Source organism: Ruegeria sp. BHSB056, from assembly GCF_059613305.1.
Genome location: NZ_JBXWSG010000030.1, coordinates 1 through 24092 on the forward strand (window position 1 = coordinate 1; position 24092 = coordinate 24092).

Annotated in this window: 19 protein-coding genes; 6 read left to right on the forward strand and 13 right to left on the reverse strand. The window is 57.2% G+C overall.

What is annotated here, in order from left to right; translation table 11 throughout:
• Together secD and yajC are read right to left on the reverse strand one after the other, a co-directional pair.
• Positions 1 to 1476 (reverse strand): protein translocase subunit SecD (secD, locus tag AC2FND_RS09705; protein WP_496769407.1); only part of this gene is annotated, 1476 nt, incomplete at its 3' end.
• Between the two features lie 33 nt (positions 1477 to 1509).
• Complete coding sequence (gene yajC, locus AC2FND_RS09710) at positions 1510 to 1797, reverse strand: preprotein translocase subunit YajC (RefSeq protein ID WP_209503494.1); 288 nt, start codon at positions 1795 to 1797, stop codon at positions 1510 to 1512.
• A gap of 201 nt (positions 1798 to 1998) precedes the next feature.
• Between yajC and AC2FND_RS09715 the strand changes: the two genes are divergently transcribed.
• Entirely contained in the window at positions 1999 to 3663 is a 1665-nt protein-coding gene (locus AC2FND_RS09715) for a mechanosensitive ion channel family protein (protein ID WP_496769409.1), read from the forward strand.
• Between the two features lie 72 nt (positions 3664 to 3735).
• A complete protein-coding gene (serS, locus tag AC2FND_RS09720; RefSeq protein ID WP_496769411.1) occupies positions 3736 to 5028 on the forward strand; it encodes a serine--tRNA ligase in 1293 nt (430 codons plus the stop codon).
• A 58-nt stretch (positions 5029 to 5086) separates the two neighbouring features.
• Here serS and AC2FND_RS09725 read toward each other — a convergent pair whose 3' ends face one another.
• From AC2FND_RS09725 to AC2FND_RS09745, 5 genes are all read right to left on the reverse strand, one after another.
• On the reverse strand, positions 5087 to 5653 hold the full coding sequence (locus tag AC2FND_RS09725) for a helix-hairpin-helix domain-containing protein (protein WP_496769413.1): 567 nt from the start codon (positions 5651 to 5653) through the stop codon (positions 5087 to 5089).
• Between the two features lie 92 nt (positions 5654 to 5745).
• Positions 5746 to 6729 carry a fatty acid desaturase gene (locus AC2FND_RS09730; protein WP_496769415.1) on the reverse strand — a complete coding sequence of 328 codons (984 nt, stop codon included), beginning with the start codon at positions 6727 to 6729 and terminating at the stop codon, positions 5746 to 5748.
• A 165-nt stretch (positions 6730 to 6894) separates the two neighbouring features.
• On the reverse strand, positions 6895 to 8358 hold the full coding sequence (gene der / locus AC2FND_RS09735; protein WP_496769417.1) for a ribosome biogenesis GTPase Der: 1464 nt from the start codon (positions 8356 to 8358) through the stop codon (positions 6895 to 6897).
• 49 nt (positions 8359 to 8407) lie between these two features.
• Complete coding sequence (locus AC2FND_RS09740) at positions 8408 to 9730, reverse strand: PQQ-like beta-propeller repeat protein (RefSeq protein ID WP_496769419.1); 1323 nt, start codon at positions 9728 to 9730, stop codon at positions 8408 to 8410.
• 44 nt (positions 9731 to 9774) lie between these two features.
• On the reverse strand, positions 9775 to 10446 hold the full coding sequence (locus tag AC2FND_RS09745; RefSeq protein WP_496769421.1) for a hypothetical protein: 672 nt from the start codon (positions 10444 to 10446) through the stop codon (positions 9775 to 9777).
• Between the two features lie 225 nt (positions 10447 to 10671).
• Here AC2FND_RS09745 and AC2FND_RS09750 point away from each other — a divergent pair, with 225 nt between their 5' ends.
• Together AC2FND_RS09750 and AC2FND_RS09755 are read left to right on the forward strand one after the other, a co-directional pair.
• Positions 10672 to 11898 (forward strand): efflux RND transporter periplasmic adaptor subunit, encoded by a 1227-nt coding sequence (locus AC2FND_RS09750; RefSeq protein WP_209503480.1) that lies wholly within the window; start codon positions 10672 to 10674, stop codon positions 11896 to 11898.
• Positions 11895 to 15746: an efflux RND transporter permease subunit gene (locus AC2FND_RS09755; protein ID WP_496769422.1), complete on the forward strand. Its 3852-nt coding sequence runs from the start codon at positions 11895 to 11897 to the stop codon at positions 15744 to 15746. The genes AC2FND_RS09750 and AC2FND_RS09755 overlap by 4 nt, the downstream gene beginning before the upstream one ends.
• 43 nt (positions 15747 to 15789) lie before the next feature.
• Here the strand turns inward: AC2FND_RS09755 and AC2FND_RS09760 are convergent, their stop codons facing one another.
• The 3 genes from AC2FND_RS09760 to AC2FND_RS09770 are packed head-to-tail and all read right to left on the reverse strand — an operon-like array spanning position 15790 to position 19511.
• Positions 15790 to 16188, reverse strand: a complete 399-nt coding sequence (locus AC2FND_RS09760; protein WP_496769424.1) for a DUF2147 domain-containing protein — start codon at positions 16186 to 16188, stop codon at positions 15790 to 15792.
• A 58-nt stretch (positions 16189 to 16246) separates the two neighbouring features.
• The gene (locus AC2FND_RS09765) at positions 16247 to 18070 is read right to left on the reverse strand and encodes an ABCB family ABC transporter ATP-binding protein/permease (RefSeq protein WP_496769426.1); all 1824 of its coding nucleotides are present in this window, start codon (positions 18068 to 18070) and stop codon (positions 16247 to 16249) included.
• Positions 18071 to 18128: 58 nt separating this feature from the next.
• Positions 18129 to 19511, reverse strand: a complete 1383-nt coding sequence (locus AC2FND_RS09770; RefSeq protein ID WP_496769428.1) for a LysM peptidoglycan-binding domain-containing protein — start codon at positions 19509 to 19511, stop codon at positions 18129 to 18131.
• Between the two features lie 127 nt (positions 19512 to 19638).
• On the opposite strand from AC2FND_RS09770, the gene AC2FND_RS09775 reads away from it, so the two are divergent.
• Positions 19639 to 20190: an LOG family protein gene (locus AC2FND_RS09775; RefSeq protein WP_496769429.1), complete on the forward strand. Its 552-nt coding sequence runs from the start codon at positions 19639 to 19641 to the stop codon at positions 20188 to 20190.
• A 104-nt stretch (positions 20191 to 20294) separates the two neighbouring features.
• On the opposite strand, the gene AC2FND_RS09780 is transcribed toward AC2FND_RS09775, so the two are convergent.
• Together AC2FND_RS09780 and AC2FND_RS09785 are read right to left on the reverse strand one after the other, a co-directional pair.
• A complete protein-coding gene (locus AC2FND_RS09780; RefSeq protein ID WP_480480305.1) occupies positions 20295 to 21173 on the reverse strand; it encodes a metallophosphoesterase in 879 nt (292 codons plus the stop codon).
• A gap of 4 nt (positions 21174 to 21177) precedes the next feature.
• Positions 21178 to 21777, reverse strand: coding sequence for a superoxide dismutase (locus AC2FND_RS09785; protein ID WP_209503468.1), 600 nt, complete (start codon positions 21775 to 21777; stop codon positions 21178 to 21180).
• A 100-nt stretch (positions 21778 to 21877) separates the two neighbouring features.
• Here AC2FND_RS09785 and AC2FND_RS09790 point away from each other — a divergent pair, with 100 nt between their 5' ends.
• Positions 21878 to 22639 (forward strand): FkbM family methyltransferase, encoded by a 762-nt coding sequence (locus AC2FND_RS09790; RefSeq protein ID WP_496769431.1) that lies wholly within the window; start codon positions 21878 to 21880, stop codon positions 22637 to 22639.
• Positions 22640 to 23131: 492 nt separating this feature from the next.
• On the opposite strand, the gene AC2FND_RS09795 is transcribed toward AC2FND_RS09790, so the two are convergent.
• A complete protein-coding gene (locus tag AC2FND_RS09795; RefSeq protein ID WP_480504651.1) occupies positions 23132 to 23608 on the reverse strand; it encodes a hypothetical protein in 477 nt (158 codons plus the stop codon).
• Positions 23609 to 24092 lie beyond the last annotated feature (484 nt).

A 24092-nucleotide genomic window follows, 5' to 3' on the forward strand; every position in this document is an offset into this window, starting at 1 on the left:
CAGAATGGCCGACAACGCCTTTTCATAGCCCAGATCGATGGCGCGGGCCGGACCTCTGGCGGATTTCAGTTCTTCGCGGATGCGCTCAAAGATCAGCACGTTGGCATCCACTGCCATACCGACCGTCAGAACGATCCCCGCAATCCCCGGCAGTGTCAGGGTTGCGCCGATCAGGGACAGCAAGCCGAACAACAAGCCCACGTTGATGATCAGCGCGATATTGGCGAAGACACCGAACAGGCCATAGCTGAGCGCCATGAAGGTCAGTACGGCAACAAAGGCCACGATTGTGGCAACTTTGCCAGCGTCGATACTGTCCTGTCCCAGTTCGGGCCCGATGGTGCGTTCTTCCAGGAACTCCAGCCCCGCAGGCAACGCACCTGCACGCAGCAGGACGGCCAGATTGGTGCTTTCCTCAACGGTGAAGTTACCGGTGATGATGCCCGACCCGCCCGGGATATGGCTTTGGATCACGGGGGCCGAGATCACTTCGTCATCCAGCACGATGGCAAAGGGTGCGCCGATGTTGTCACGGGTATAATCCCCGAACTTGCGCGCACCGGATGTGTTGAACCGGAAGTTGACCGCAGGGCGGCCGTTCTGATCGAAGGACGGCTGCGCGTCTACCAGTTCCTCTCCTGTCACGACCGGGGCGGATTCGATGTTGTAGAAGACTTCGTTTTCGTCAATCGACGGCACGATTTTTTCACCGACACCTGCGACGGCATCCGGATCGGTTCCGCGCCCGACAACCGGGTTGAAGGTCAACTGTGCTGTTGTTCCGATAATTTCCTTCAGCTCGCCCGCGCTGCCAATGCCGGGCACCTGAATCAGGATGCGATCAGCACCTTGACGCTGGATTGTGGGCTCTCGCGTACCAACCTCGTCGATCCGGCGGCGGATGATTTCCAGCGCCTGACGCACCGTGCGGTCATCCGAGGCTAGTTTTTCTGCCTCGGACAACTGTACGACAATTGTATCCCCTTCGGCACGGACTTCGATATCTGTGGCGCCAACACCTGTCAGGGTCTGGACCTGACGGGCCAGCCCGCGCACGGCCTCCAACGCCTGTGGCATTCCTTCGGGCTGACTGATGCGTACGCGAATCTCATCCGCGGCCGAGTCCTGACGGCGGATGGTTCCCACTGTGGCACGTTCATCGCGCAGGGCATCGCGGATTTCCGGCCACATCGCCTCCATCCGGGAGTCGTAGACGTCTTGTACCTGTACTTCGGCCAGCAGATGTGCGCCGCCGCGCAGGTCGAGGCCAAGATTGACCAAGGATGACGGCAACCAACTCGGCCATTGCGCGGCTTCAGCCTGCATCTGGGGTGTGTCGTTGCCCAGCTCGATCGCGGCTTTGGCGTCGTTGGATTGTTCGACCCGCGTGTAAAACGCGTTTGGCAGGGCCATGAGCAGACCGATCACACAGACCAGCCAGATCAGAACCCGCTTCCAGGTATCAAATTGCAGCATTACCCTGCCTTTTCAAGGAATTTTCGCGCGAAATTACTTCGCCGGTTCGGTCTTGTTCAGAACCTGGGCGATGGTCGATTTGACCACGCGAATCTTGACGCCCTCGGCGATTTCGACCTCGATCTCGTTATCGCCTTCCTTGACCTTCGACACCTTGCCGATCACGCCCCCTTGAGTGATCACCTGATCACCCCGGCGCACGGCATCGACCATGGCCTGATGTTCCTTCATCTTCTTCTGCTGCGGACGGATCAGCAGGAAATACATGATCGCGAAGATCAGGATCAGCGGGAGAAACTGGGCGATTGCGCCACCATCCATGGGATATTCCTTTGTTCTAGTCTTGCGGCACAGTTCCGCAAATTTGGGCGGAACCTATGCTTTGAAATGTCGGTTTGCAAGCAAAGGCGGTCATGTATCCCTCCTGAAAACGGGCACATACCGGCAACTACGGGCAAAGCGTTGCAGATATGTCCTAGGAACATAACCAAAACCGGTTATAGTTTATCCGAAGGGGGACACATGACGCGGCCACTCAAGCCTTTCCTTTCGTTGCTTTATTTACTGACTGCCCTGTCGGTGAGTGTGTGGCTGTCCGGTGCGGCCTCGTCGCAGGAAGCACCCGCAGAATCCCCCCTGTCCGAGACTGCGGAATCGGACACGTTCATGGCCCCGGTTATCGTGGACGGGGACATTCTGTTTCAGGTGCGGGGATCCAGCGCCCTGCCTGCTCCGGAGCGCGCCGAAGGCGTACACAATAAGATCATTGCGGTTGCGGAAGCGTCGGAAGCACCTTTGGTCGAGATCACCTATGAAGAGACCCAGTTTGGTATCCGAATTCTGGCCGATGGCCAAAGAATCTCGATCGTGACCAAAGCTGACGCTGAACTGGATCAGATGGAACTAAGTGTTCTGAGCGTCTTGCATGGCGATGCGATCAAACAGTCCATCGAGGCGTACCGAGCCAACCGAACCGACCAAGCGCGTGTTTCCGGTGCTATTGAAGCGGCCGGCTGGACGTTGGGATTTGTCCTGTTTGTTGTCACTATCCTGTGGCTGCACCGTCGGATCAGGCGTCGCACATTGAAGCTGGTAAAACGCTACTTAAAGGATGTCGAAACGGCGACAGCCAAAAGCGTTCAGGCCGAAGCAATCGCGGCACTTATCCGCTATGGTCTGAACTTCGTGCTGTTGATCATATTCTTTCTCGGTTTCTACTATTATCTGTCCTTTGTTCTTTTGGCTTTTGCGGAAACCCGATATTTTGCGCAGCTTCTGCTAACCTATCTGACCGAGCCGGTGCTGCTGATTTTCCGGGGCATCCTCAGCTATATCCCCAATCTGATCATGCTAGGGCTGATTACATGGGTTACATTGTACATCATCAAAGGTTTGCGCGTGTTCTTTGATGCGGTCGAAGCCGGTTCATTCGAAATGGGCGATTTCGAAAAACACTGGGTCAACCCGACGTTCAACATTGCCCGTGTCGCCGTCATTCTGATCGCGCTGGTTTTTGCGGTTCCCTATATTCCGGGCTCAGATTCTGCCGCGTTCCAGGGATTGACCATTCTGGTCGGCGCCATGCTGTCCTTGGGCGCGAATTCGGTCGTGTCCAACATGCTGGCCGGGCTGTTTGTGATTTACCGCAGGTCTACCTCGATCGGCGACCGAATCCAGATCGGGGACCATATCGGCGATGTGGTTCAGATCAAACTGATGGAGACCCACCTGAAGTCGATCAAGAACGAGCTGATTTCAATCCCCAATGCACAATTGATGAATTCAGATGTCGTGAACTTTTCGAAGAAAACTGATGGTAGCGGGCTGTTGCTGCACACGACCGTTGGTATCGGCTACGAAGAACCCCCTGAGAAGGTAGAGGCGATGCTGATCGAGGCGGCCAACCGCACTACGGGCATCAAGACCAATCCCGGACCTTTTGTGCTTTGGACGGCCTTGGCCGATTACGCGATCAACTATCAGATCAACGGCTACACCACCCGTGGCAGCATCATCCCCAAAATCCGTTCGGACCTGCATCGAAACATCGTTGCGGTATTTAACGAAAACAATGTGCAGATCATGACGCCTTCTTATGTGGCTGACCCGCCTGAGCCTAAAATACCGGCCGGGGCATGGGAGGGCCATCTGGCGCATGAAACCCACGAAGACGCTGATAAGTCGTAACCGGTGCTACACCCTGCCCCGCAGATGGTGCATAAGCGGGTTCAGTGATTCACGCATTCAAGGATCTGAGACATGCACGACATCCGCGCCATTCGCGAAAACCCTGCCGCCTTCGACGCCGCCCTAGCGCGCCGTGGGGACGCGCCGGTGTCGTCAGATCTGCTGAGGCTGGACGAAAGCAGACGTGCCAAGATTCTGGCCGCAGAGACGGCTCAGGCCGAACAGAACAAGGCCAGCAAAGAGGTCGGCGCTGCCAAAGGCCGCGGGGATGAGGCTGAATTCGAACGCCTGCGCGCGCTGGTTGCCGAGAAAAAGGCCGAAGTCGCCCGGATGCAGACCGAGGCCAAGGATCTGGACGCCTTGCTGACCGATCAACTGGCCCGCATCGCCAACCTGCCTGCCGATGACGTGCCGCAAGGCGCGGATGAAAACGACAATGTCGAAGTAAACCGCTGGGGCACCCCGCGCGATTTCAGCTTTGCACCGAAAGAGCATTACGACATTCCTGCCGTCGCAGCCGCAATGGATTTCGAAACCGCCGCCAAAACCAGCGGCAGCCGATTTGTGAACCTGTCCAAGGGGGTTGCCCGCATCCACCGCGCGCTGGCCCAGTTCATGTTGGACACGCATATTGACAAGAACGGTCTGACAGAAATGCAGACACCGGTTCTGGTTCGGGATGAGGCGATGTATGGCACTGATAAACTGCCTAAATTCGGTGACGACAGCTATCAGACGACCAATGGCTGGTGGCTGATCCCAACCTCCGAGGTCACGCTGACTTATTCAGTGGCCGGTGACATTCTTGAAGAGTCTGCCCTGCCCATCCGTATGACCGCCCATACCGTCTGTTTCAGGTCCGAGGCCGGAAGTGCCGGCAAGGACACCGCAGGGATGCTGCGCCAGCACCAGTTCGAAAAGGTCGAGATGGTCTCGATCACCCATCCCGACGCGTCAGATGACGAGCAAAAGCGTATGTTGCGCTGCGCCGAGGATCTGCTGGAACAGTTGGGTATTCCCTATCGCACTGTTGTTTTGTGCACCGGTGATATGGGCTTTGGCGCGCGCCGCACCTATGACATCGAAGCGTGGCTGCCCGGACAGGACACCTATCGCGAGATCAGCTCGGTCTCGACCACAGGCGCGTTTCAGGCACGCCGGATGAATGCCCGTTTCAGGCCTGAAAATGGTGGCAAGCCCGAATTTGTTCATACTCTGAACGGTTCCGGTCTGGCTGTCGGGCGTTGCCTGATCGCTGTTCTTGAGAATGGGCAGAATGCAGACGGCACTGTTTCGCTGCCTGAGGCACTTGGTCCTTATCTGGGCGGCAAACTGACCCTGCAACTGGACGGTACGTTGGCCTGACAGACGAAACCGGCGCTGTCAGGCACCGGTTAGGACATCGACGGAAGGCGAAGAAGTTTTACTTCTTCGCTTTTTTCTTGTCCTTCTTCTTTCCGCTTTTTTTACCGTCTTTCTTTTTTCCGTCCTTTTTTGACTTCTTGTCCTTTTTGGATTTGGCTTTCACCTTATCCTTGGCCTTTGAAAAAGCGGCTTCCATCTCTTTGCGTTTTTTCGCGGCTTTTTCGGCCTTGGCCTTGGCTTTGGCCTTTTTCTTTTCAGCAGCTTCGGCTTTTTCGGCGGCGGCTTTTTCTTCTGCCGCCTTGCGTGCGGCTTCCTCGACCCGTTTCTCGGCTGCGGCTGCGGCGATTGTTTTGCGTGGCGCGGCTTTGCGTTCAGAAGGCCTGCGCGCCGCCGGAGTCCGGGCCGCAGTTCGGCGTGTTACCGGTTTCGCAGCCGCCGGTTTTGCGGCAACGGCTTCTTTGGCAGATGCAATCAAAACCAACGCGCGCGCATCACCGATCCGAGGGACCTTGACCAAATCAGCGGGAGTTGCCTTGGCTATTGCCTCGGCGGTCTTGAAACCATTGGTAACAAGGGCCTGGCCAAGCGCCTCTCCTACACCTTTTATGTCGGTCACAGCGGTCATTCTGGGTCCTTTCTCTGTCTGATTACTGGCTCGTATATACAAAAGATACACGAGCCCGCAAGCTGTGTGGTGGTCGTCCCTGTTCTGCCAGCTTAGTTATGGGCAAGACCAGCGGCTCGGTTGTTTCTCGGAAAGGGTACAAGGCGCTTGGCATCTTCGTCCCATAGCTTCAGGTTCAATGCCGCCACGGCCTCGGGAAACTTGATCCGGCGAGGGGTGTATTCCGGCAGCATGTTATAGTGGCAGGCACGCAGGCGATATGATGGGATACGCGCGTTGAAATGGTGGATGTCGTGCAACGTGATGCAGGCCACAGCCATATCAAACCACCATCCGAAATCCAGCGCGGATGATCCCTCAAGCGCTGCTGTCTGAGGATTCAGGTCAGGGCGGCGATCCCAATAGGTGTCTTCGAAATTGTGCTGAAGATAAACGAGGAAGACGCCCAGCATTCCACCCAAAAAGGAAAACACCAGCCAGACCCAAATGCCCGTCATACCCGCGATCAGATACAACAATCCAAGAAAAACAACGATCGACAGGTTGTGCAACACCACACCTTTGGCACCAAATCGCACTGTGTTCTTGGGCCAGCGATATCGGATGAAATAGGTGAACAACGCGCCGACCGGAACCAGGATGAACGGATTGCGATACAGCCTGTAAAACAAACGCGTTTTCCAATCAGCAGCATTCCACTCTCGCAGAGTCATCGTATGAATTTCACCCGTCTCGCGATGTTCAAGATTTCCGATGCCCGCATGGTGCAGATTGTGGTTTTGCTTCATCACCTCGAACGGGGCGAAAGTGAAAGGTGACAGGCCATGCCCTGCCCATTCGTTTTGAATCCGTGTTTCAAACAGAGAGTGATGCCCGCAATCATGTTGCAGCACATAAAGCCGTACTGCGGCAAAGGCGAACACGATCCCGGCGGGTATCATGATGTACCATCGATCAACAAAGGTGATCGCAACGGTCAGCGACGCGAAATACACCGCAAATGTGCCAAAATAACTTGCCGCGGCCAATCTGTTGTCCTGCACCGCGTAATGTCTTGTATATTCCCTCAAATCCATCCAGCCGTCTCCTTACGATGGCCGTTCAGTTTTCTGTTCAAATCTAGGTGCGGCTAGTCCGCGTGCAAGCAGTGCGTGCCCAAACAAATGCACACGCATGAATGCTAGCGTGGAGAACAGAAACTGTCACGCCCCCGTGAGGTAAGATGCTGAAAATTGGCGCAGTTACGCGCGGCCCTTAAGATGTTTGGCCAGCGCGCCCGCATTTTTCTTGCGCCGCCCCTTATATGGGTTCTTGTCGCCCTGCCCGCGCAGCGTCAGCCGGATTGGGGTGCCAGGCATGTCAAAGTCCTGGCGCAACCCGTTGACCAGATAGCGGGTATAGCTTTCGGGCATCTTATCGGGATGAGAACACATCACAACAAAACCCGGCGGCCGCGTTTTCGCCTGGGTCATATAGCGCAGCTTGATGCGGCGGCCCTGTGGGGCTGGCGGCGGGTGTTGCTCCAGCATGGCAGTCAGCCACCGGTTCAACGCCGCGGTTGGCACACGGCGGTTCCAGACATCATGGGCGCGCAGGATGGCGGCGCGCAATCTCTCAAGCCCGCGGCCCGTTTTCGCCGAGACGGTGACCAGAGGGGCACCGCGCAGCTGCGGCAGCAAGCGATCGAAGGCATCTTTCAGCTCCCGCAGCTTTTCCTGCTTGTTTTCCTCGACGTCCCACTTGTTTACAGCGACAACAACAGCCCGACCTTCGCGTTCGGCCAAATCGGCAATTCTCAGGTCCTGTTGTTCAAATGGAATGGCTGCGTCCAGCAGTACGACGACAACCTCGGCGAACTTCACCGCGCGCAGACCGTCTGACACCGAAAGCTTTTCAAGCTTTTCCTGTACCTTCGCTTTCTTGCGCATTCCTGCCGTATCAAAAATCCGCATCGGAGTGCTTTCTCCGTCCGGGTGGGCCCAATCGATCCGCAGGCTGATAGCGTCACGGGTGATCCCAGCCTCGGGCCCCGTCAACAGGCGGTCTTCGCCGATGATCTTGTTGATCAGCGTGGACTTGCCCGCATTCGGACGGCCAACCACGGCCACCTGCAAAGGCTTGGCAGCGGTGATCAGGGGCATTTCGCCCTCACCGTCTTCATCCAGCTCAATATCTGTTTCCGGGGCTTCTTCGACCTGTTTTTCCTCGGCGGCATCCGCCAATGGCATCAGCTGAGCATAAAGGTCGGTCATCCCCTCGCCATGTTCACCCGACATGCGCACCGGTTCACCCAGACCCAGATTGTATGCCTCGAGCACCCCGGCATCCGCTGCGCTGCCTTCAGCCTTGTTGGCCGCAAGGATTACATGCTTGGACCGTTTGCGCAGGATTTCTGCAAACATCTCGTCTGTTGGCGTCAGACCGACCCGCGCATCGATCATGAACAGGCAGACATCGGCCATGTCCACGGCGCGCTCGGTCAGGCGGCGCATCCGGCCCTGCAAACTGTCATCTGTCGCGTCTTCAAGTCCGGCCGTGTCGATCACGGTAAAGCGCAGATCGCCCAGACGCCCTTCGCCCTCGCGCAAGTCACGCGTCACACCAGGCTGATCGTCGACCAGCGCCAGACGTTTGCCCACGAGGCGGTTGAACAATGTGGATTTGCCCACATTCGGGCGCCCCACGATGGCGAGGGTCAGCGACATGATACTCTACTTTCAAGACTCAAGTTGCGCCCTTTAACGCATCTTGCCGTCAACGGAAAGCGTGTAGATCACCTTTGGTCGAAACAACATACAGCGTCTGCCCGGCCACAACGGGGGATGCTGTCGCGCCACCGGGAACCTCAGCCTGATGAACCAGTGTTCCGTCAACTGGATTGAAGAACCGCAGATACCCGTCGTTGGACGCGACCACGATACGACCACCGGCCAGAATTGGGCCGTAATGCGCAAAGATCGGTCCCCGGCGACCGCGCTTGTCCTTGACAAAGCCCGGCAGATCCTGCGCCCAGATGACAGACCCGTCCGCCGCGTTCAGGCGCACCAGTTGGCTGCGATCACTGATCAGGAAAATGCTGTTGCCCGCAGGCCAGACAGTATCGACCGCACCTTCGTCTGCTGTCCACCGGCGTTCACCGGAAGCGGCATCAAATGCGACGGTCCGGCCCGAGTGATTGCCGATGTAGATACTGTTGCCAACAACCATCGGACCGCCGGTCACATCGACGATCTGCGCCGCAGCTCGCCCGCGACGCCCCCCTGCCACAGACGCGTTCCAGCGACGGATACCGCCGCGGCGGAACGTGGCAGCCACGTCACCTGAGCCAAAGGCGAATACAGCCAGATCAGATGCAATTGCAGGCGCAGGCGCACCCAGAACGTTCCCGACGCTGGGTGTCCCTTCGATTTGCCAGGCTATGCGTCCGTCCTTGGTGTTTACAGCCCACCCGGTTTCGTCTCCGGCCACAACGTATAACAGCCCGTCATTCACCAGCGGTGCACCGCTGCCCGTCGCTTCCAGGCGTTTTTGCCAGCGCACGGCACCCGATTTAGCGTCCAGCGCGGTCAACCGACCGAACCCCGACGACACATAAAGGACGCCGTCAGCGTAAGCTAAGCCACCACCTGTTGCATCCGAGTCGCCATCACTTGGCGGGATCAGGTCGGCCTCCCATGCCAACTGTCCCTGCGGTGTGACCGCTGAAACGGTCGCTCCTGAGTCCAGTGTGAAAATCAAACCGCCCGCAACCACCGGCTCGGCGGTAATGCGCTGCTTGCGCGAGTCACCCTGCCCGATCGAAACTGACCAGATCCGCTGTGGCGTCGCGCGCAAAGCGGCATGCGTGGTCCGGTAGGCGGGCGTTCCCGGACTTTGTGACCAGTTGGCGTTGACCTGTTGCCCCGGCAAGCTGATCGGTTGCGAGCCGCGCTTTTCGACCGTTTCCAGATCTGAAACAGGGCGAATATCCTCGCGTTCACCGGGCAGAATGGCTTCGGGCGGCTCACAGGCCGCCAATGCGGTCAGGGCCAGCGCCGCAAAAGGCATTCCCGTGCGGGAAAATAATCTTTTTACCATGATACTCCGAACTCGCCTGTCGTTAAGTCTTTTGTCCCGCTTGGTCAGCCTTGCTGCGCCACCAAAGGTTCAGGTTCACCACCCAAAGCAATGATCATTTGCGCGGCGCGCTGTTGCAGGTCGATACCCACCTCGGCATCCTGCCGCAGTGCCTGCAACCGGTCCAGCGCAGCATCGACATTGCCATCGGCCACGTCAATCAGGGCCAACTGCTCTTCCGCCAGCAACCGCAGCGGGGCTCCGGGGGCTGCCAACGCCTCGAACTGCTGACGCCGATCGGCGGCTGGCAAGGTATCGCCTTGCAACAGCAGCGATTTGAAGCTTGCAATCGCGCGGTAAATCTCGGGCAGGTCGCCCTGTACGGCCACCGCGTTCAGGCTGTTGACCGCGTCCTCTCGGGATCCGGATTCGATCTGTGACGCGGACAGCAACATATCCAGCACGGCTTTCCCGCCCGGTGACATCGCCTCTGCCTGCGAAAGACCTGCAGCCCTTGCAGCCGGGTCATTTTCGGACAACGCAGCAAGAATCGTGTCACCCAATTGCTGAGCTTGCGCCGTGGCCCGCGCCTTGCGGTATTCATTGAAAGCCGCACCGCCTACGATCAACACGACGGCGACGACGCCCACCCAACCCCAGCGACGCAGCAGCAGATAGATCCGGTCGCGGCGCACCTCTTCGGTGACCTCATCAATGAAACTGTCAGTATCGCTCATCCAAGCCCCCGGGCTGTCAATCTTGTATAAGTGCGCCATGTCATACCCCGGCACCAACGCCAAGCCAAGGGTCCGATTTTGCACATTTTGACCGCTTTGCTTCCCTCTTGCGAAAAAAAGAAAACCGAACTATTCAGTTCAGTATGGAAAAGATGCCGAACAAACCCCATTTCAAGGCGTAACAGCCCAAGTTTTAATGGCGCAGATTCTTAGGAGAAACACTGTATGCGTTTGATTTCTTTCATCAACGCTCTTCTCGTGATTGTTGCACTGTATTTTTTGGTGTTTGAACGTGACACCTTGTTCGCCTTTGCCGGGCGCGGTGAAGCCGGGGAAGCGACACAAGACGAAGCAGCGGAAACCGATAACTCCGATATCTCTGCAGTGGGTGTTGTCGCCCTGCGCTCGCAAGCGCGTGAAATTGACAGCGCCGTGCTGCTGCGTGGTCAGACCAAGGCGAACCGGCAGGTCGAAGTGCTTTCGGAAACCACGTCCACCGTTATCTCTGAACCTAAACGCAAAGGTGCGTTTGTTGAGGCGGGTGATATATTATGCGAACTTGATCCCGGCACGCGCCCGGCGCAACTGGCCGAAGCCATGGCGGGCAAACTGGAAGCCCAGAGCCGCATACCCGAAGCCGAAGCACGCCTCACAGAGGCACATGCGCTTGTGGCCGAGGCCGAGATCAATCTGACAGCCTCGCGCAAACTGGCTGAAACCGGCTATGCGTCGGAAACCCGTCGCATCTCCAGCGAAGCGGTGATGAGCTCAGCGGAAGCCGGTGTGAAAACAGCCGAAGCCGGGTTGGAGGCCACGCGTGCAGGCATCGAAGCAGCCGCAGCAGCAGTCGAGGCCGCACAGCGAGAGGTTGGCCGCCTGACCATCAAAGCCCCCTTCAAGGGCTTGCTGGAAAGCGACACTGCAGAACTGGGCAGCCTGATGCAGCCTGGATCACTTTGCGCGACCGTCATTCAACTGGACCCGATCAAGCTGGTCGGCTTCGTGCCCGAGACCGAAGTCAATCGGGTGCTTGTTGGGTCCGAAGCCTCGGCAACACTTGTGACCGGTCGGCAACTGGGGGGGCGGGTCACGTTCCTGAGCCGGTCCGCGGACGAGACAACACGTACATTCGAGGTGGAAATCACCGTTCCGAACCCCGACTTGACCATTCGCGACGGTCAGACGGCGACAATCAGCATCGCCGCCGAGGGCGCGAAAGCCCACCTGCTGCCGCAATCGGCGCTGACACTTAGCAACGAAGGGCAATTGGGTGTGCGCACAGTTGGCGCAGGCAACGTTGTTGACTTCATGCCAGTCCGCATCCTGCGCGACACCGCCGAAGGTGTCTGGATCGACGGTCTTCCGGAAACGGTTGATATCATCGTGGTCGGGCAGGAGTTCGTGATCCGCGGTGTTACCGTTGCACCTACTTATCGGGAAGCCTCGCAATGACGGGTATCGTCGCATGGGCCGCAGGCAGGGCCCGAATGGTAATGGCGTTCATCGCTATTTCACTGGTCGTAGGCGGCTTTGCCTATGTCTCGCTTCCGAAAGAGGGTGAACCGGATATCGAAATCCCTGCCCTTTTCGTTTCGGTGCAGTTTCCTGGGATTTCAGCGGAAGACTCGGAAAACCTTTTGGTCAAGCCAATGGAGACCGAACTGGCGGATCTCGACGGGCTCAAGGAAATGACGTCGACTGCGGCCGAAGGCTATGCCGGGGTCGCGCTGGAGTTTGAATTCGGCTGGGACAAGACCTCGATCATGGCGGACGTGCGCGATGCCATGAACACGGCCCAGGCTGATTTCCCGGAAGGTGCGGAACAATACTCGCTGACGGAAATCAACTTTTCCGAGTTCCCGATCGTCATCGTCAACCTGACCGGAGCTGTTCCGGAACGCACAATGGCCCGTGTCGCCAAGGACTTGCAGGACGAGCTTGAGGCGCTGGATTCCGTTCTCGAAGCGGGTATCGCGGGCAATCGTGACGAGTTGCTTGAGGTCATCATCGACCCCCTGCGGCTTGAGGCGTACAACGTGACCGCGGCCGAGCTGATCAACGTCGTACGAAACAACAACCAGTTGATCGCAGCGGGCGAAGTCGAAACCGCACAGGGTACATTCTCGGTCAAGATCCCGTCGTCATTCAAAACAGCGCAGGATGTCTATGCCTTGCCGGTCAAGGTCAATGGCGACCGGGTTGTTACGCTGGGAGAGCTTGCGCAGATCAACTACACTTTTGAAGATCGCGAAGGTACCGCCCGTTTCAACGGCGAGGCGACCGTCGCGCTGCAGGTTGTCAAACGCAAGGGATTTAACCTGATCGACACCGTTACGCAGGTGAAAGAAACCATTGCTCTGGCCAAGACCAAATGGCCGCCCGAGCTTCAGGCGGCGGTCGAGCTTGGGACGTCGAACGACCAGAGCCGTATTGTCGGTTCGATGGTCAGTCAGCTTGAAGGGTCCGTTCTGACTGCAATCGCCTTGGTAATGATCGTGGTTCTGGCATCTTTGGGTACGCGGGCCGCGCTTTTGGTGGGTTTTGCAATCCCGACCTCGTTCCTGCTGTGTTTCGCGTTTCTGGCAGTCATGGGTGTCAGTATCTCGAACATCGTTATGTTCGGCCTCATTCTGGCCGTGGGGATGCTGGTTGACGGTGCCATCGTGGTGGTGGAATACGCAGATAAACGCATCAAGGAAGGCGTCGGCCCGATGCATGCTTATGTCGAGGCGGCCCAACGTATGTTCTGGCCCATTGTATCCTCGACCGCGACGACGCTATGCGCCTTCCTGCCGATGCTGTTCTGGCCCGGTATTCCGGGCGAATTCATGGGAATGTTGCCGGTCACGCTGATCTTTGTTCTGTCGGCTTCGCTGATCGTGGCGCTGATCTACCTGCCAGTCATGGGTGGTGTTTCGGGGCGTCTGAGCCGCGTTTTTGACCGGTCTTCGAATTGGCTCCGGGCGCGTACCCGGTGGTGGGTTCGGGCGGTGATGGTGCCCCCGTCGCTCTACATGATTTTCCTTGGCGCAATGCAGGTTCTGAACCCTGACTATCTGCTGCCCGGAGGAGTGGTCGCTGGTGCCCTGCTGTTCCTGTTCGGGGCCTTTGCCGGGTCTGTAACGCTGAGCGCGACCAAGTTCGAACGCGCGGAAGAAGACCACGTCCACACCGCTGACGAACACACACCTTTCGGACATGTGATCGGGTTCCTTGTCGGCAACCCGATCATGCCGATCGTGTCGCTGGCGGCAGTTTTCTCCGCCGTGTATTTCGTGACCTTCGTCTGGTTCCCGCAGGAATCCCGAGGTGTCGAATTCTTTGTTGAAAGCGAACCGGAACAGGCAACTGCTTACGTCCGTGCCCGTGGCAACCTGTCACTGGCTGAAAAAGACGAGATGGTGCTGCAGGCCGAACAGATCATTGGATCTCATCCGGCAGTAATCAACGTCTTTTCCTTTGCAGGCGAAGGTGGTCTGAACCAGAACACCGGCGGTGCGCAGGCACCGGCGGACACGGTGGGGCGCGTCCAGTTCGAAATTATACCATGGGAAGATCGCCCGAACGTTTCGGAATCCGCTTTGTGGGGGTTGTTTGAGCGCCACTTTGTGGCTCCAGAATTTGATGGCGATTACGTAATCGACGATCTCAACGCCAAACTGGCGACAATACCCGGTATCGTTGTTGAAATCCTGGCATTGGAACAGGGCCCGGCCTCGGCCAAGCCCGTTCACCTGCGCATCAAGGGGGACGGTTGGGACGAGCTGACATCGGCCACTGTCACCGCGCGCCAGATCTTTGACGAAACGCCGGGGCTGATCAAAACCGAAGACACCCTGCCCTTGCCGGGCATCGATTGGCAAATTGACGTCGATGTGGCGAAGGCCGGCCGGTTTGGGGCTGATGTGGCCACCGTCGGTGCCATGGTGCAGCTGGTGACACGCGGCATCCTGCTGGGTGAGATGCGCCCCGACAGCACAGATGAAGAGATCGAGATCCGTGTCCGATTGCCGGAAGAGGATCGCGTGCTGTCGACATTGGACACGCTCAAGGTCCGCACGCCGGACGGGTTGGTTCCGCTGTCGAACTTCGTGACCCGGGAACCCGTGGCCAAACTGGCCCAGATCAACCGTGTCGACCAGCAACGTTATTACGATGTCAAGGCGGATGTAATTGACGGAATTCAGATCCTTCAGATGATCCCACTTGATGAAGATGGCGAACCAGTAGAGAACGGAGCGCTCGACGTTGGTTTCGGTTACGAGGTCACTGATGAAGGAGCTGGAAATGGTGAAGCGTACAACGTCACCATGAAACAACCCAGATCTTTCCCGTTCTCGCTTTTTTGGAGTCCACAGGTACTTCGGTACAATGTTCCAGAAGTCACCCAATCGATTGATATCTCAACTGTTCAAAGCCAGATAGATGCCGAGAAGGCCACAGTGCAACTCGTCCCGATGAACGCGAACGAGCGGATCGAGAAGCTAACGCAGTGGCTGAACACGGACCCGTTCCCCACCTCAATCAGTTGGGAATGGACCGGGGATCAGGAAGAGCAGGCTGAATCCGGCGCATTTCTGGTGAATGCCTTCATGGGCGCATTGGGGCTGATGTTCGTGATCCTGCTGGCCCAGTTCAACTCGTTCTACAATTCGGTGCTGGTGCTGTTGGCGGTTGTTCTTTCGACCACCGGGGTGCTGATCGGCATGATCGTGATGGAGCAACCCTTTTCGATCATCATGACCGGCACCGGCATCGTTGCGCTGGCAGGAATTGTGGTGAACAACAACATTGTTCTGATCGATACCTATCAGGAATACAGCGCCTATATGCCAAGGATCGATGCAATCGTCCGCACTGCGGAATCCCGCATCCGCCCGGTTTTGCTGACCACGTTGACGACAATGGCCGGTCTGACCCCGATGATGTTTGGGCTTTCGCTGGACTTCATCAATGGCGGCTATTCCATCGACAGTCCCACTGCCCTGTGGTGGAAACAGCTGGCCACAGCGGTTGTCTTTGGTCTTGGCATCGCCACTGTTCTCACGCTGATCGTGACGCCGTCGCTTCTGGCGCTGCGTGTCTGGGTGACAACTTACGCTGTCTGGCTCAGTCGCGGGCTTGCCCGTGTGACTGCGGGGCGGTCCAGTCAGATCGCGCAGGATATGGCTATTGGTCGCTCGGCCCGCAAACTACAGGCGACCGAGATTGTGTGGGACGAGCCGTCACAATCCGAGACCCGGCCGCGAGACGAGCCTATAGATCAGGTTCCGGGATCGCCGCTAAAAGCTGCAGAATAAGGATGAAAGGACCGGGATTTCCGGTCCTTTTCGTTTTCTGTCGTCACAATCTGGACCATGTCTGGTGCGCGCAAATCGCGTGTTCACAACCTTTGACCATGAGCTTGTTTCCCTGCAACGTCATCTGTGGAACAGCGTCAACGTCGATCAGGGGAACCCAGAACTCACCCCCGCCGTATTTTCCACCGCCTTCGCTGGACACATCCCAGAACAGCTTTTTCCCAATATTCGGCGTTTGAACTTCTTTGCCCGATGAATCAAAAGCCGAAAGTATCGTGCCGCAGAACTTGTCCGCGCAGGCGGATATCTCGATGTGCGAGATCAGGTTCTTGCGATCAGGCTCGGTCTTCCAAACGCCCTCGATCGGGTCAGCCGCAACCATGGCCGGAAGAAGAACCACGACCGCTATAGGTACCAATCGTCTTGCTAAACCATTGATCATGGCGTCCACCTTCATTCACGGCGCATCCTAGCACATCCCGCGGGGCAAGATGAGGCCCTCAGGCGGCCTCACTGTCCGACTGCTGGCGGTTCCACAGTTGAGCATATCGCCCGGACCGCGCCAACAGCTCGTCATGTGTGCCCTGTTCGATGATCTCACCGGCCTCAAGAACAACAATCCGATCCGCCTCGGCAATCGTGCTGAGGCGATGGGCAATCGTGATCACCGTCCGCCCTTCCCCTGCGTGCGCCAGCGCATCCTTGATGTCCTGTTCCGTGTCGGTATCCAGGGCCGAGGTCGCCTCGTCCAGCAACAGGATCGGAGGGTTCTTCAGCAATGTCCGCGCTATGCCAACCCGTTGCTTTTCACCGCCGGACAGTTTCAGACCGCGCTCACCCACCATGGTGTCGTATCCGTCGGGCAGCGATGTGATGAAGTCATGAATCTGGGCGGCGCGGGCTGCGGCCTCGACATCCTCTGGGGTGGCATCGTCGCGCCCATACGCAATGTTGTAGCGAATGGTGTCGTTAAACAGCACCGTGTCCTGCGGCACAACGCCGATGGCCGCGTGCAGGCTGGTCTGGGTCACATTCCGCACATCCTGCCCGTCAATCTTCAGCGCGCCTTTGGTCACGTCGTAAAACCGGAACAACAGCCGCCCGATGGTCGACTTGCCAGACCCGGTTGCCCCAACGATTGCGACCGTCTGCCCGGCAGGAACCGTCAAGGAAACACCCTTTAGGATTTCCCTTTCAGGGTCATAACCGAAATGCACATCGTCAAGTGTGACCTCACCACCATTGACCGCAAGGTCGGGTGCATCGGGCTGATCGGTGACTTCGGCAGGTTGTTCGAGCAGATCAAACATCTGCCCCATATCAACCAGCGATTGCCGGATCTCACGATAGACCGTCCCCAGGAAGTTCAGCGGAACGGTGATCTGGATCATGTAGGCGTTGACCATGACAAAATCGCCCACGGTCAGGTTTCCATTCTGAACGCCAATTGCGGCCAGAACCATGACTCCGATCAGGCCACAGGTGATCAGGAAGGATTGGCCAAAATTCAGAAACGCCAGCGAATAGGCCGTTTTCAGCGCCGCGCCGGCATAGGCTTTCATCGACACGTCGTAACGTGCGGCTTCGCGCGCTTCCGCGTTGAAATACTTGACGGTTTCGAAGTTAAGCAAACTGTCAATGGCGCGCTGATTGGCTTCGGTATCCTGGTCGTTCATCTCACGCCGCAGCTTTACCCGCCATTCGGTCACGGCAAAGGTGAACCAGATGTAAAGGCCGATGGTGACGGCGACGACGACCAGATACCAGACGTCGAACAACCACATCAGGATGATCGCAACCAGCAACAGCTCAAGGATCAGCGGCCCGATCGAGAACAGCAGGAAACGCAGCAGGAATTCCACGCCTTTGACGCCCCTCTCGATGATACGGCTCAGCCCGCCGGTGCGGCGCGAGACGTGATAGCGCATGGACAGGTTATGGATATGCCGGAACGTCTCCAACGCCAGCGCCCGCAAGGCCCGCTGTCCGACAGGGGCAAAGGCGGCGTCCCGCAGTTGCTGGAACCCAACCGTCATCATACGCGCCACGCCGTAGGCAACCGTCACACCCACTGCACCCAGCGCCAGCGGCGGCACGCCTTCACCTGCCAAAGAATCAACGGCGCCTTTGTATAGGATCGGGGTATAGACCGCGATCAGTTTGGCCAGAACCAGCATCGCCATTGCGATAACCACGCGGCGCTTTACCCAAACCTCGTCCTGCGGCCAGAGGTAGGGCGCAACCTTGCGGATTGTCCGCCAGCCTGAACTGCGCTCGCCGCTCTGCACCCCGTCACTCGAGGTCATCGGAGATGTTCGTCTCATCACGTACCTTGTCTGCGGTCAGAGAAAGGCTCTGGCCCGCAACGGGCCAGTGCGTTGATTATTCCGGTATCGTAAAGATTTGCCCCGGATAGATCAGATCCGGGTCGCGGATCAAGTCGCGGTTGGCTTCGAACAGGCGCACATACAGGATGCCATCGCCAAAGCGGTCACGCGAGATCGCCCACAGCGTGTCACCCCGCTGCACAGTGACCGACCGAATTGCCGGGGCATTGTCCTGCGCGGCCGTTCCGTCACCGCCACCTGATGCTGCTTCCAAAACTTCCACAGGCTCGCGTTTGAACGGGGTTTCGACCCGGCTGAGGACCTTCCCGTCCGTGTTCACCGCGTCAACACGCAACGTGTAAACACCGGGGTCGATACCGTCCAGATCACTCCGCCAGGATCCATCCTGTTCCGGAGCAAGGTCGGCAACCAGACGATTGTCCAGATACACCCTGATGGCCGCCCCGTCCTGTATTCGCCCGGTCAACTGGACGTCACCGGTTTCGGAATACCCGATGGTATCCAGCGCGACCTGTTCCGGCGGGGTATCCCGAACCACGGGCGGTTGCACGAGTTCAACGCCTTCTTCGCCCGACCGCAGTACCGCGATCTGCTGACCCGTTTCAGATGTCTCTGCCGACTGGTCGGCAACCTGCGCTTCGCTGGCTTCTGGCGCGGTCGCCACAGGGTCTGATGTTTCGGTCTCAGCTGGGGTTTCGGTCTCTGGATCGACAACCGCCGAGGCTATCTGTTCTTCAGCTTCGGTTGTTTCGCCCTGATCGGCAGCATCAGTTTGCTGCGCAACCGGCTCTTCCTCGACCGGATTCGGCAGAGCGGCGATCAGATAGTCGTCAGACCGGGTTGTTTGCCCGCCGTTTTTGCTGTGCAGGATTAGCCCCTGCGCGGCATCGCTGAAGGGGATCGAGACGAACTCGGCGAATTGCCCGCTGCTGTCCACCGTGAATGTGTGTATGGTTTCACCGTTCAGGAGAACTTCAATCTGGCTGCCCGGTTCGGCGTCACCTGACAAAAGCGCCGTTCCGTCTGCTTCAACAAAAATCTGATCTAAAACCGGGGGGGCCGTGCGTGCCGGTGCATTCTCTTCCGATTGAGCCGCCGCAGGTTCAGTATCTGAAACAACATCTGTTGCCGCAACCGTATCTTCGACAGGTTCAGCGGTTGGTGCCTCATCCGGTGTTACGGCGGCCTGCTCAGTTGGTTCCTTTGTGGCGGTTTCCGCGGGCGCTTCGGCGGCTTGTTCCTGCGGCTGCGTGGTTGCAACGGACGCGGGTTCCTGCGGTGCGCCCGCCTCAGGCTCTGGCGCTTTGGTGAAAGCACCGGACAGATACAAACCGCCAACGCCCAGCACGGCAACCAGACCCGCAATCACACCCCAGACAAAATTGCCCGAGCTTCCGTTTCCCGATTTGGCGTCCATTGTTTTCCTTTCACCCCACCGTACAAAAGCTTTGTCTTCAAAAGCCTTCCAGCGGACAGTTGAGCCAATCTATCAATCCCGCTATCACGGGTCAAAACCTCTGACACAACCCCGGAGCGTCTCTTTCATGTCTCAGAAATCCGTCTGTGTGTATTGCGGGTCACGCAATGGGGCCGAGAAGGCTTATTCTGAAACCGCACGACAGTTTGGCCGCCTTCTTGCGCAGGAAGGCTGGCGGCTGGTTTACGGTGCCGGAGATGTCGGGCTGATGGGCGAAGTCGCCCGGGCCGCGCAACAGGCCGGTGGCGAGACCTTTGGCGTCATTCCGGTGCATCTGGTCAAACGAGAGGTCGGCAAGACCGACCTGACCCATTTCGTGATCACAGAAACCATGCACGAGCGGAAAAAGGTCATGATCATGAATGCTGACGCCGTGGTTGTCCTGCCCGGCGGGCCAGGATCACTGGACGAACTGTTCGAAGCACTGACCTGGCGGCAGCTGGGCCTGCACGACAAACCCATCGTCATCGTCAATGTGAACGGCTATTGGGATGCGTTGAAAACCCTGTTGCATCAGGTGATCGGGCAAGGCTTTGCTGATCGATCACTGGGTGACTTTGTCATTTGGGCTGAAGATGCAGAAACAGCGATGACGGCCCTGCGCGACAAGCTGCGGTAAGCCCGGCAGGTCGCGAAAGAGTCTGACCGAAAGCAGCTGTGCATCGTTGCCGCACATATGCGGGCAAGACATTGGGCTGGTCGATTTGGTGAAGCCTCAGGTCTTTAGGCAGACAGTTCGATAACCGTGATCTCGGGGGTTACACCAAATCGAACCGGAAGGATGGAACATCCGATTCCGCCGGACACAACCAGATCACGCCCGCCTTCGCGCACATGCCCATAGGCATATCTGTTGCCGTATTTGGAGGGCACGATCGGCGACCAGCCAAACAGGCGGATCTGACCGCCATGCGTATGACCGGATAGCGTCAAAGCCACCCTGTCGGGCACTTGAGGGAAGATGTCGGGCTCATGCGCCATCATCACAACCGGGGCATCATCGGTGATTTGCGCCAGTGTCCCCGACAGATCATCCAGCCCCTGCGGTTTACCGTTGCGCCAGATCGCAAGCTGATCTTCAAGACCCGCCAACCAGAAACCAAGAGCTTCTAGCTTGATGGCGGTATTCGACAAAACCGTAATTCCGCTCTGCTCCAGCGCATCGACATATTGGTTGGGGCCAGCACCACGGCGCTGCGCCTGCCGGTCATCCCACCAGTCGTGATTACCAAGTACAGCAAAGACGCCGTTCTTGGCCTCAAGGTTGGCAAGAACCGGTGCCAGATCTTTCATTTCGACAGGACGCAAAACGCCTTTGTGGCTTGCGAAGAAATCACCCAGAAGCAGGATCATATCCGGCGCAAGCGCATTCGTACGCCGTACCACCTGTTTTATTCGGTCCAGCCCGACCAAAGGTTCGCCCAGATGCAAATCTGCCAGTACGGCAATCCTGAGCGGCGGCGCAGTCCAATCCTCTCGCCGGACGCGCCATTTTCGCACGCGCAGCCGCAGGGCGGGTTCGATGAAAAACCCGTAGACTGATGTGATTAGGCCTGCCAGCGTCACCGCCAGCAGGCCCTTGATAAACCGGCGTCGGTTCAATGACTTACATCCGCGACGCGACGTTTTCCCAGTTCACCAGATTGTCGAGGAAGTTCGACAGATAAGCCGGACGCTTGTTGCGGAAGTCGATGTAGTATGAGTGTTCCCAAACGTCACAACCCAGCAGCGCAGTCTGACCAAAGCAAAGCGGGTTCACGCCGTTTTCAGTCTTGGTCACGGTCAGCGAGCCGTCAGCATTCTTGACCAGCCACGCCCAGCCCGAGCCGAACTGACCGGCACCAGCGGCGCTGAACTGCGATTTGAATTCATCAACCGAACCAAAGCTTTCGGTCAGAGCTTTCTCAAGCTCACCGGGCATGGCGTTATCGCCGGGGCCCATCATTTCCCAGAACTGGTTGTGGTTCCACAGCTGGCTGATGTTGTTGAAGATACCGTTCTGCGCGACGGCATTTGCGTCGTAGGTGCCAACGATGATCTCTTCCAGCGACTTGCCGTCCCATTCGGTGCCGGCGATCAGTTTATTGCCATTGTCGACATAGGCTTTGTGGTGCAGATCGTGGTGATATTCCAGTGTTTCCGCGGACATACCCTTGGCTGCCAGCGCGTCATGTGCATAAGGAAGATCAGGAAGTTCAAAAGCCATGTCGGCCCCCTGTTTAAATTTGAGTTGCGGTTCCCAAGGTTAAATGCTTTGGCAGCCGCCGCAGGTCAAGGGCCGAGACAAGAAAACCCGGAGGCAGGCGATGCTGACACAGGCGCGCAAGATGTTCTACCGCGCCCGCGGTTACTATGCGGGCAACCTGAACGGCGAGCCGTTTCGTCTGGACCCTTATCATTCAAAGTTCTGGCGTAAAGCCTCCACTGGCCAGTGGGAGCCTGAAACCTTTGCCGTGATGGACCGGTATCTTTCGCCTGAAAGCGATTACCTGGATATCGGCGCATGGATCGGGCCCACAGTTCTTTATGGTGCGCGCAAGGCACGCCATGTCTGGTGCTTTGAGCCCGACGCCACGGCGTTCCGCCATCTGGCCTGGAACCTCGATCTGAATGACATTCATAACGTTTCCGCTTTGGGTGTCGCGCTGTCGGATAAGTTCGGTGTCGCCCGCATGGCCTCGGTTCGTGGCGAACCCGGGGATTCTACCAGTTCCCTTTTGCACGACGGCGCGCACGGAACCGATGCTCTGACGATTGCCTGGGATCAGTTCGCCGCAGTGAACGATCTGTCCGCCGTGTCTTTGGTGAAGATGGATATCGAAGGCGCTGAATTTTCGGTGCTGCCGACGCTGGTGCCCTGGTTGAAGCAACAGCGTCCTGCCCTGTATCTTTCAACACATGCAGGACTGTTGGAGCCGAAGACACGACTGGATCGTATGGAGGAATTGGCTGAGCTTCTTACATTTTACCCGACCTGCCAAACCAGCGACACGACCGGAACCGGATTACAGTGCTTTACCGACGCTTCGGCACTCTCCGGGTTCAAAACTTTTTTGCTGACCGGCTGAAACCCTTGACGGGGATACAACCGGGCTGCCTCTCAATACAAATTCGGCGACGAGACGGGCTTACACGCCCCGCTGCCGCTTGGTCGGTTTGACGCGTTCGCTTGCGGGAAACTGGCACGGAGCTTTATGTTGCTGGTATTGGGGTCGAATGTTGCCGTGTAAGCAACCCTGTAACTACCCGACACTTTAGCCTGTAGGGTCAAGTGCCAAGACAAACGATATTCACCACTTCGTATTACTTTGAATTTCGTGTCAGCCGGGGTTTGTGGGGAAATGCCTGCTAGTTCATTCGAAGCGCGTATCGCCCCATCATAAGCCCGAGCACGCTTGTTTTCAGCATCAACGCTCAGCCAAACCTCGGGCGGAATCCACCCCCGAGCTTCGATACTATGGAGCTCACATTTATAGTTCACAACTTCGGCTTGCGCGGCAGCGGCCAATACAGACAAACCAACAGCAAGAAGTTTTCTTTTCATTTTCAGCACCTTTTTATCAACTGGATGGTGTGGGTATCTGTTTGCATTTCCCTCGGGCAAAACCATCTCGCGGCAGGTACGCACTGTGTGAGGTTGATCGTGTGGTCGCCTTCAAAGTTCGGCGGTCCAGAATCACTGTGAACTCGTGATTGAGCAGGTCGATCGCGTCAATACGCGACTCGTTCGACGCGTAACTTCTGCCAGTCGCAGAATAGACATAGTCTCGACCGACCCAGGAAACCGACAAGTTTCGAATACTGTCGCGCTTGACCCTGGCTGGTCCTGGCTGTGTATGGATATCTGGCATCTCGATCTCATGGATATAGGCGGAACGACCATAATCATCGACCGAAAACACAAGGAATTCAGGTGTCGGTTTGTTGACAAGGCCACGGCCAAACTTGCACTCATACGTCTCTTTGAAGGTTTCCGAAGCTGAAACAGCCGGTATGGACAAAAGTCCAAGCGTCAATGCAAATGCTATCTTTTTCAAAGTATTACTCCGTTCTTTCCTTACCTTTGGAATGGTATCTCAACGCAGGTCCCGTTTGCGTTTCCGTCATGCGAAGATTGTACATCCGATTTCGAACTGGCTATTGCCTTCATTGTTTCGCGATTCAAGAAAATCGAAAATTTTTGGCGCCCTAAATCAAGAACCATCCTGCGAGGGTCACCGCTTCTGGTTCGTCTGCCGGTTCGTGAAAACGTATAGGCGTCGCCCGGCCAACTGATCGAAAGAACCCGAAAGCTGTTTCTGTTGATAGAAGCCGATCTTTTCGGCGTATCTATGCCCCGCATGTCAACTTCGTGGAGCAACGCCAAGCGCCCGTACACGTCAACAGAAAAAACAACACGGGTCGGAGTTGGCCGATTTGCCAGGCCTTTGCCAAAAATACATTCAAACGTCTCTGAATAATTCTCGGCTGTGGCCACATTAGGTATAGTTGAAATCGCAATTAAGCCGCTTGCGAGTAACC

Excerpts from the sequence above, each read along its gene's own strand:
- AC2FND_RS09770 (WP_496769428.1), bottom strand. The coding sequence starts at position 19,511 with ATGGACGCCAAATCGGGAAACGGAAGCTCGGGCAATTTTGTCTGGGGT.
- der (WP_496769417.1), bottom strand. The coding sequence starts at position 8,358 with ATGTCGCTGACCCTCGCCATCGTGGGGCGCCCGAATGTGGGCAAATCC.
- AC2FND_RS09740 (WP_496769419.1), bottom strand. The coding sequence starts at position 9,730 with ATGGTAAAAAGATTATTTTCCCGCACGGGAATGCCTTTTGCGGCGCTG.
- AC2FND_RS09750 (WP_209503480.1), top strand. The coding sequence starts at position 10,672 with ATGCGTTTGATTTCTTTCATCAACGCTCTTCTCGTGATTGTTGCACTG.
- AC2FND_RS09745 (WP_496769421.1), bottom strand. The coding sequence starts at position 10,446 with ATGAGCGATACTGACAGTTTCATTGATGAGGTCACCGAAGAGGTGCGC.
- AC2FND_RS09790 (WP_496769431.1), top strand. The coding sequence starts at position 21,878 with ATGCTGACACAGGCGCGCAAGATGTTCTACCGCGCCCGCGGTTACTAT.
- AC2FND_RS09765 (WP_496769426.1), bottom strand. The coding sequence starts at position 18,070 with ATGAGACGAACATCTCCGATGACCTCGAGTGACGGGGTGCAGAGCGGC.
- AC2FND_RS09760 (WP_496769424.1), bottom strand. The coding sequence starts at position 16,188 with ATGATCAATGGTTTAGCAAGACGATTGGTACCTATAGCGGTCGTGGTT.
- AC2FND_RS09730 (WP_496769415.1), bottom strand. The coding sequence starts at position 6,729 with ATGGATTTGAGGGAATATACAAGACATTACGCGGTGCAGGACAACAGA.
- yajC (WP_209503494.1), bottom strand. The coding sequence starts at position 1,797 with ATGGATGGTGGCGCAATCGCCCAGTTTCTCCCGCTGATCCTGATCTTC.
- AC2FND_RS09775 (WP_496769429.1), top strand. The coding sequence starts at position 19,639 with ATGTCTCAGAAATCCGTCTGTGTGTATTGCGGGTCACGCAATGGGGCC.
- AC2FND_RS09785 (WP_209503468.1), bottom strand. The coding sequence starts at position 21,777 with ATGGCTTTTGAACTTCCTGATCTTCCTTATGCACATGACGCGCTGGCA.
- AC2FND_RS09755 (WP_496769422.1), top strand. The coding sequence starts at position 11,895 with ATGACGGGTATCGTCGCATGGGCCGCAGGCAGGGCCCGAATGGTAATG.
- AC2FND_RS09715 (WP_496769409.1), top strand. The coding sequence starts at position 1,999 with ATGACGCGGCCACTCAAGCCTTTCCTTTCGTTGCTTTATTTACTGACT.
- AC2FND_RS09725 (WP_496769413.1), bottom strand. The coding sequence starts at position 5,653 with ATGACCGCTGTGACCGACATAAAAGGTGTAGGAGAGGCGCTTGGCCAG.
- serS (WP_496769411.1), top strand. The coding sequence starts at position 3,736 with ATGCACGACATCCGCGCCATTCGCGAAAACCCTGCCGCCTTCGACGCC.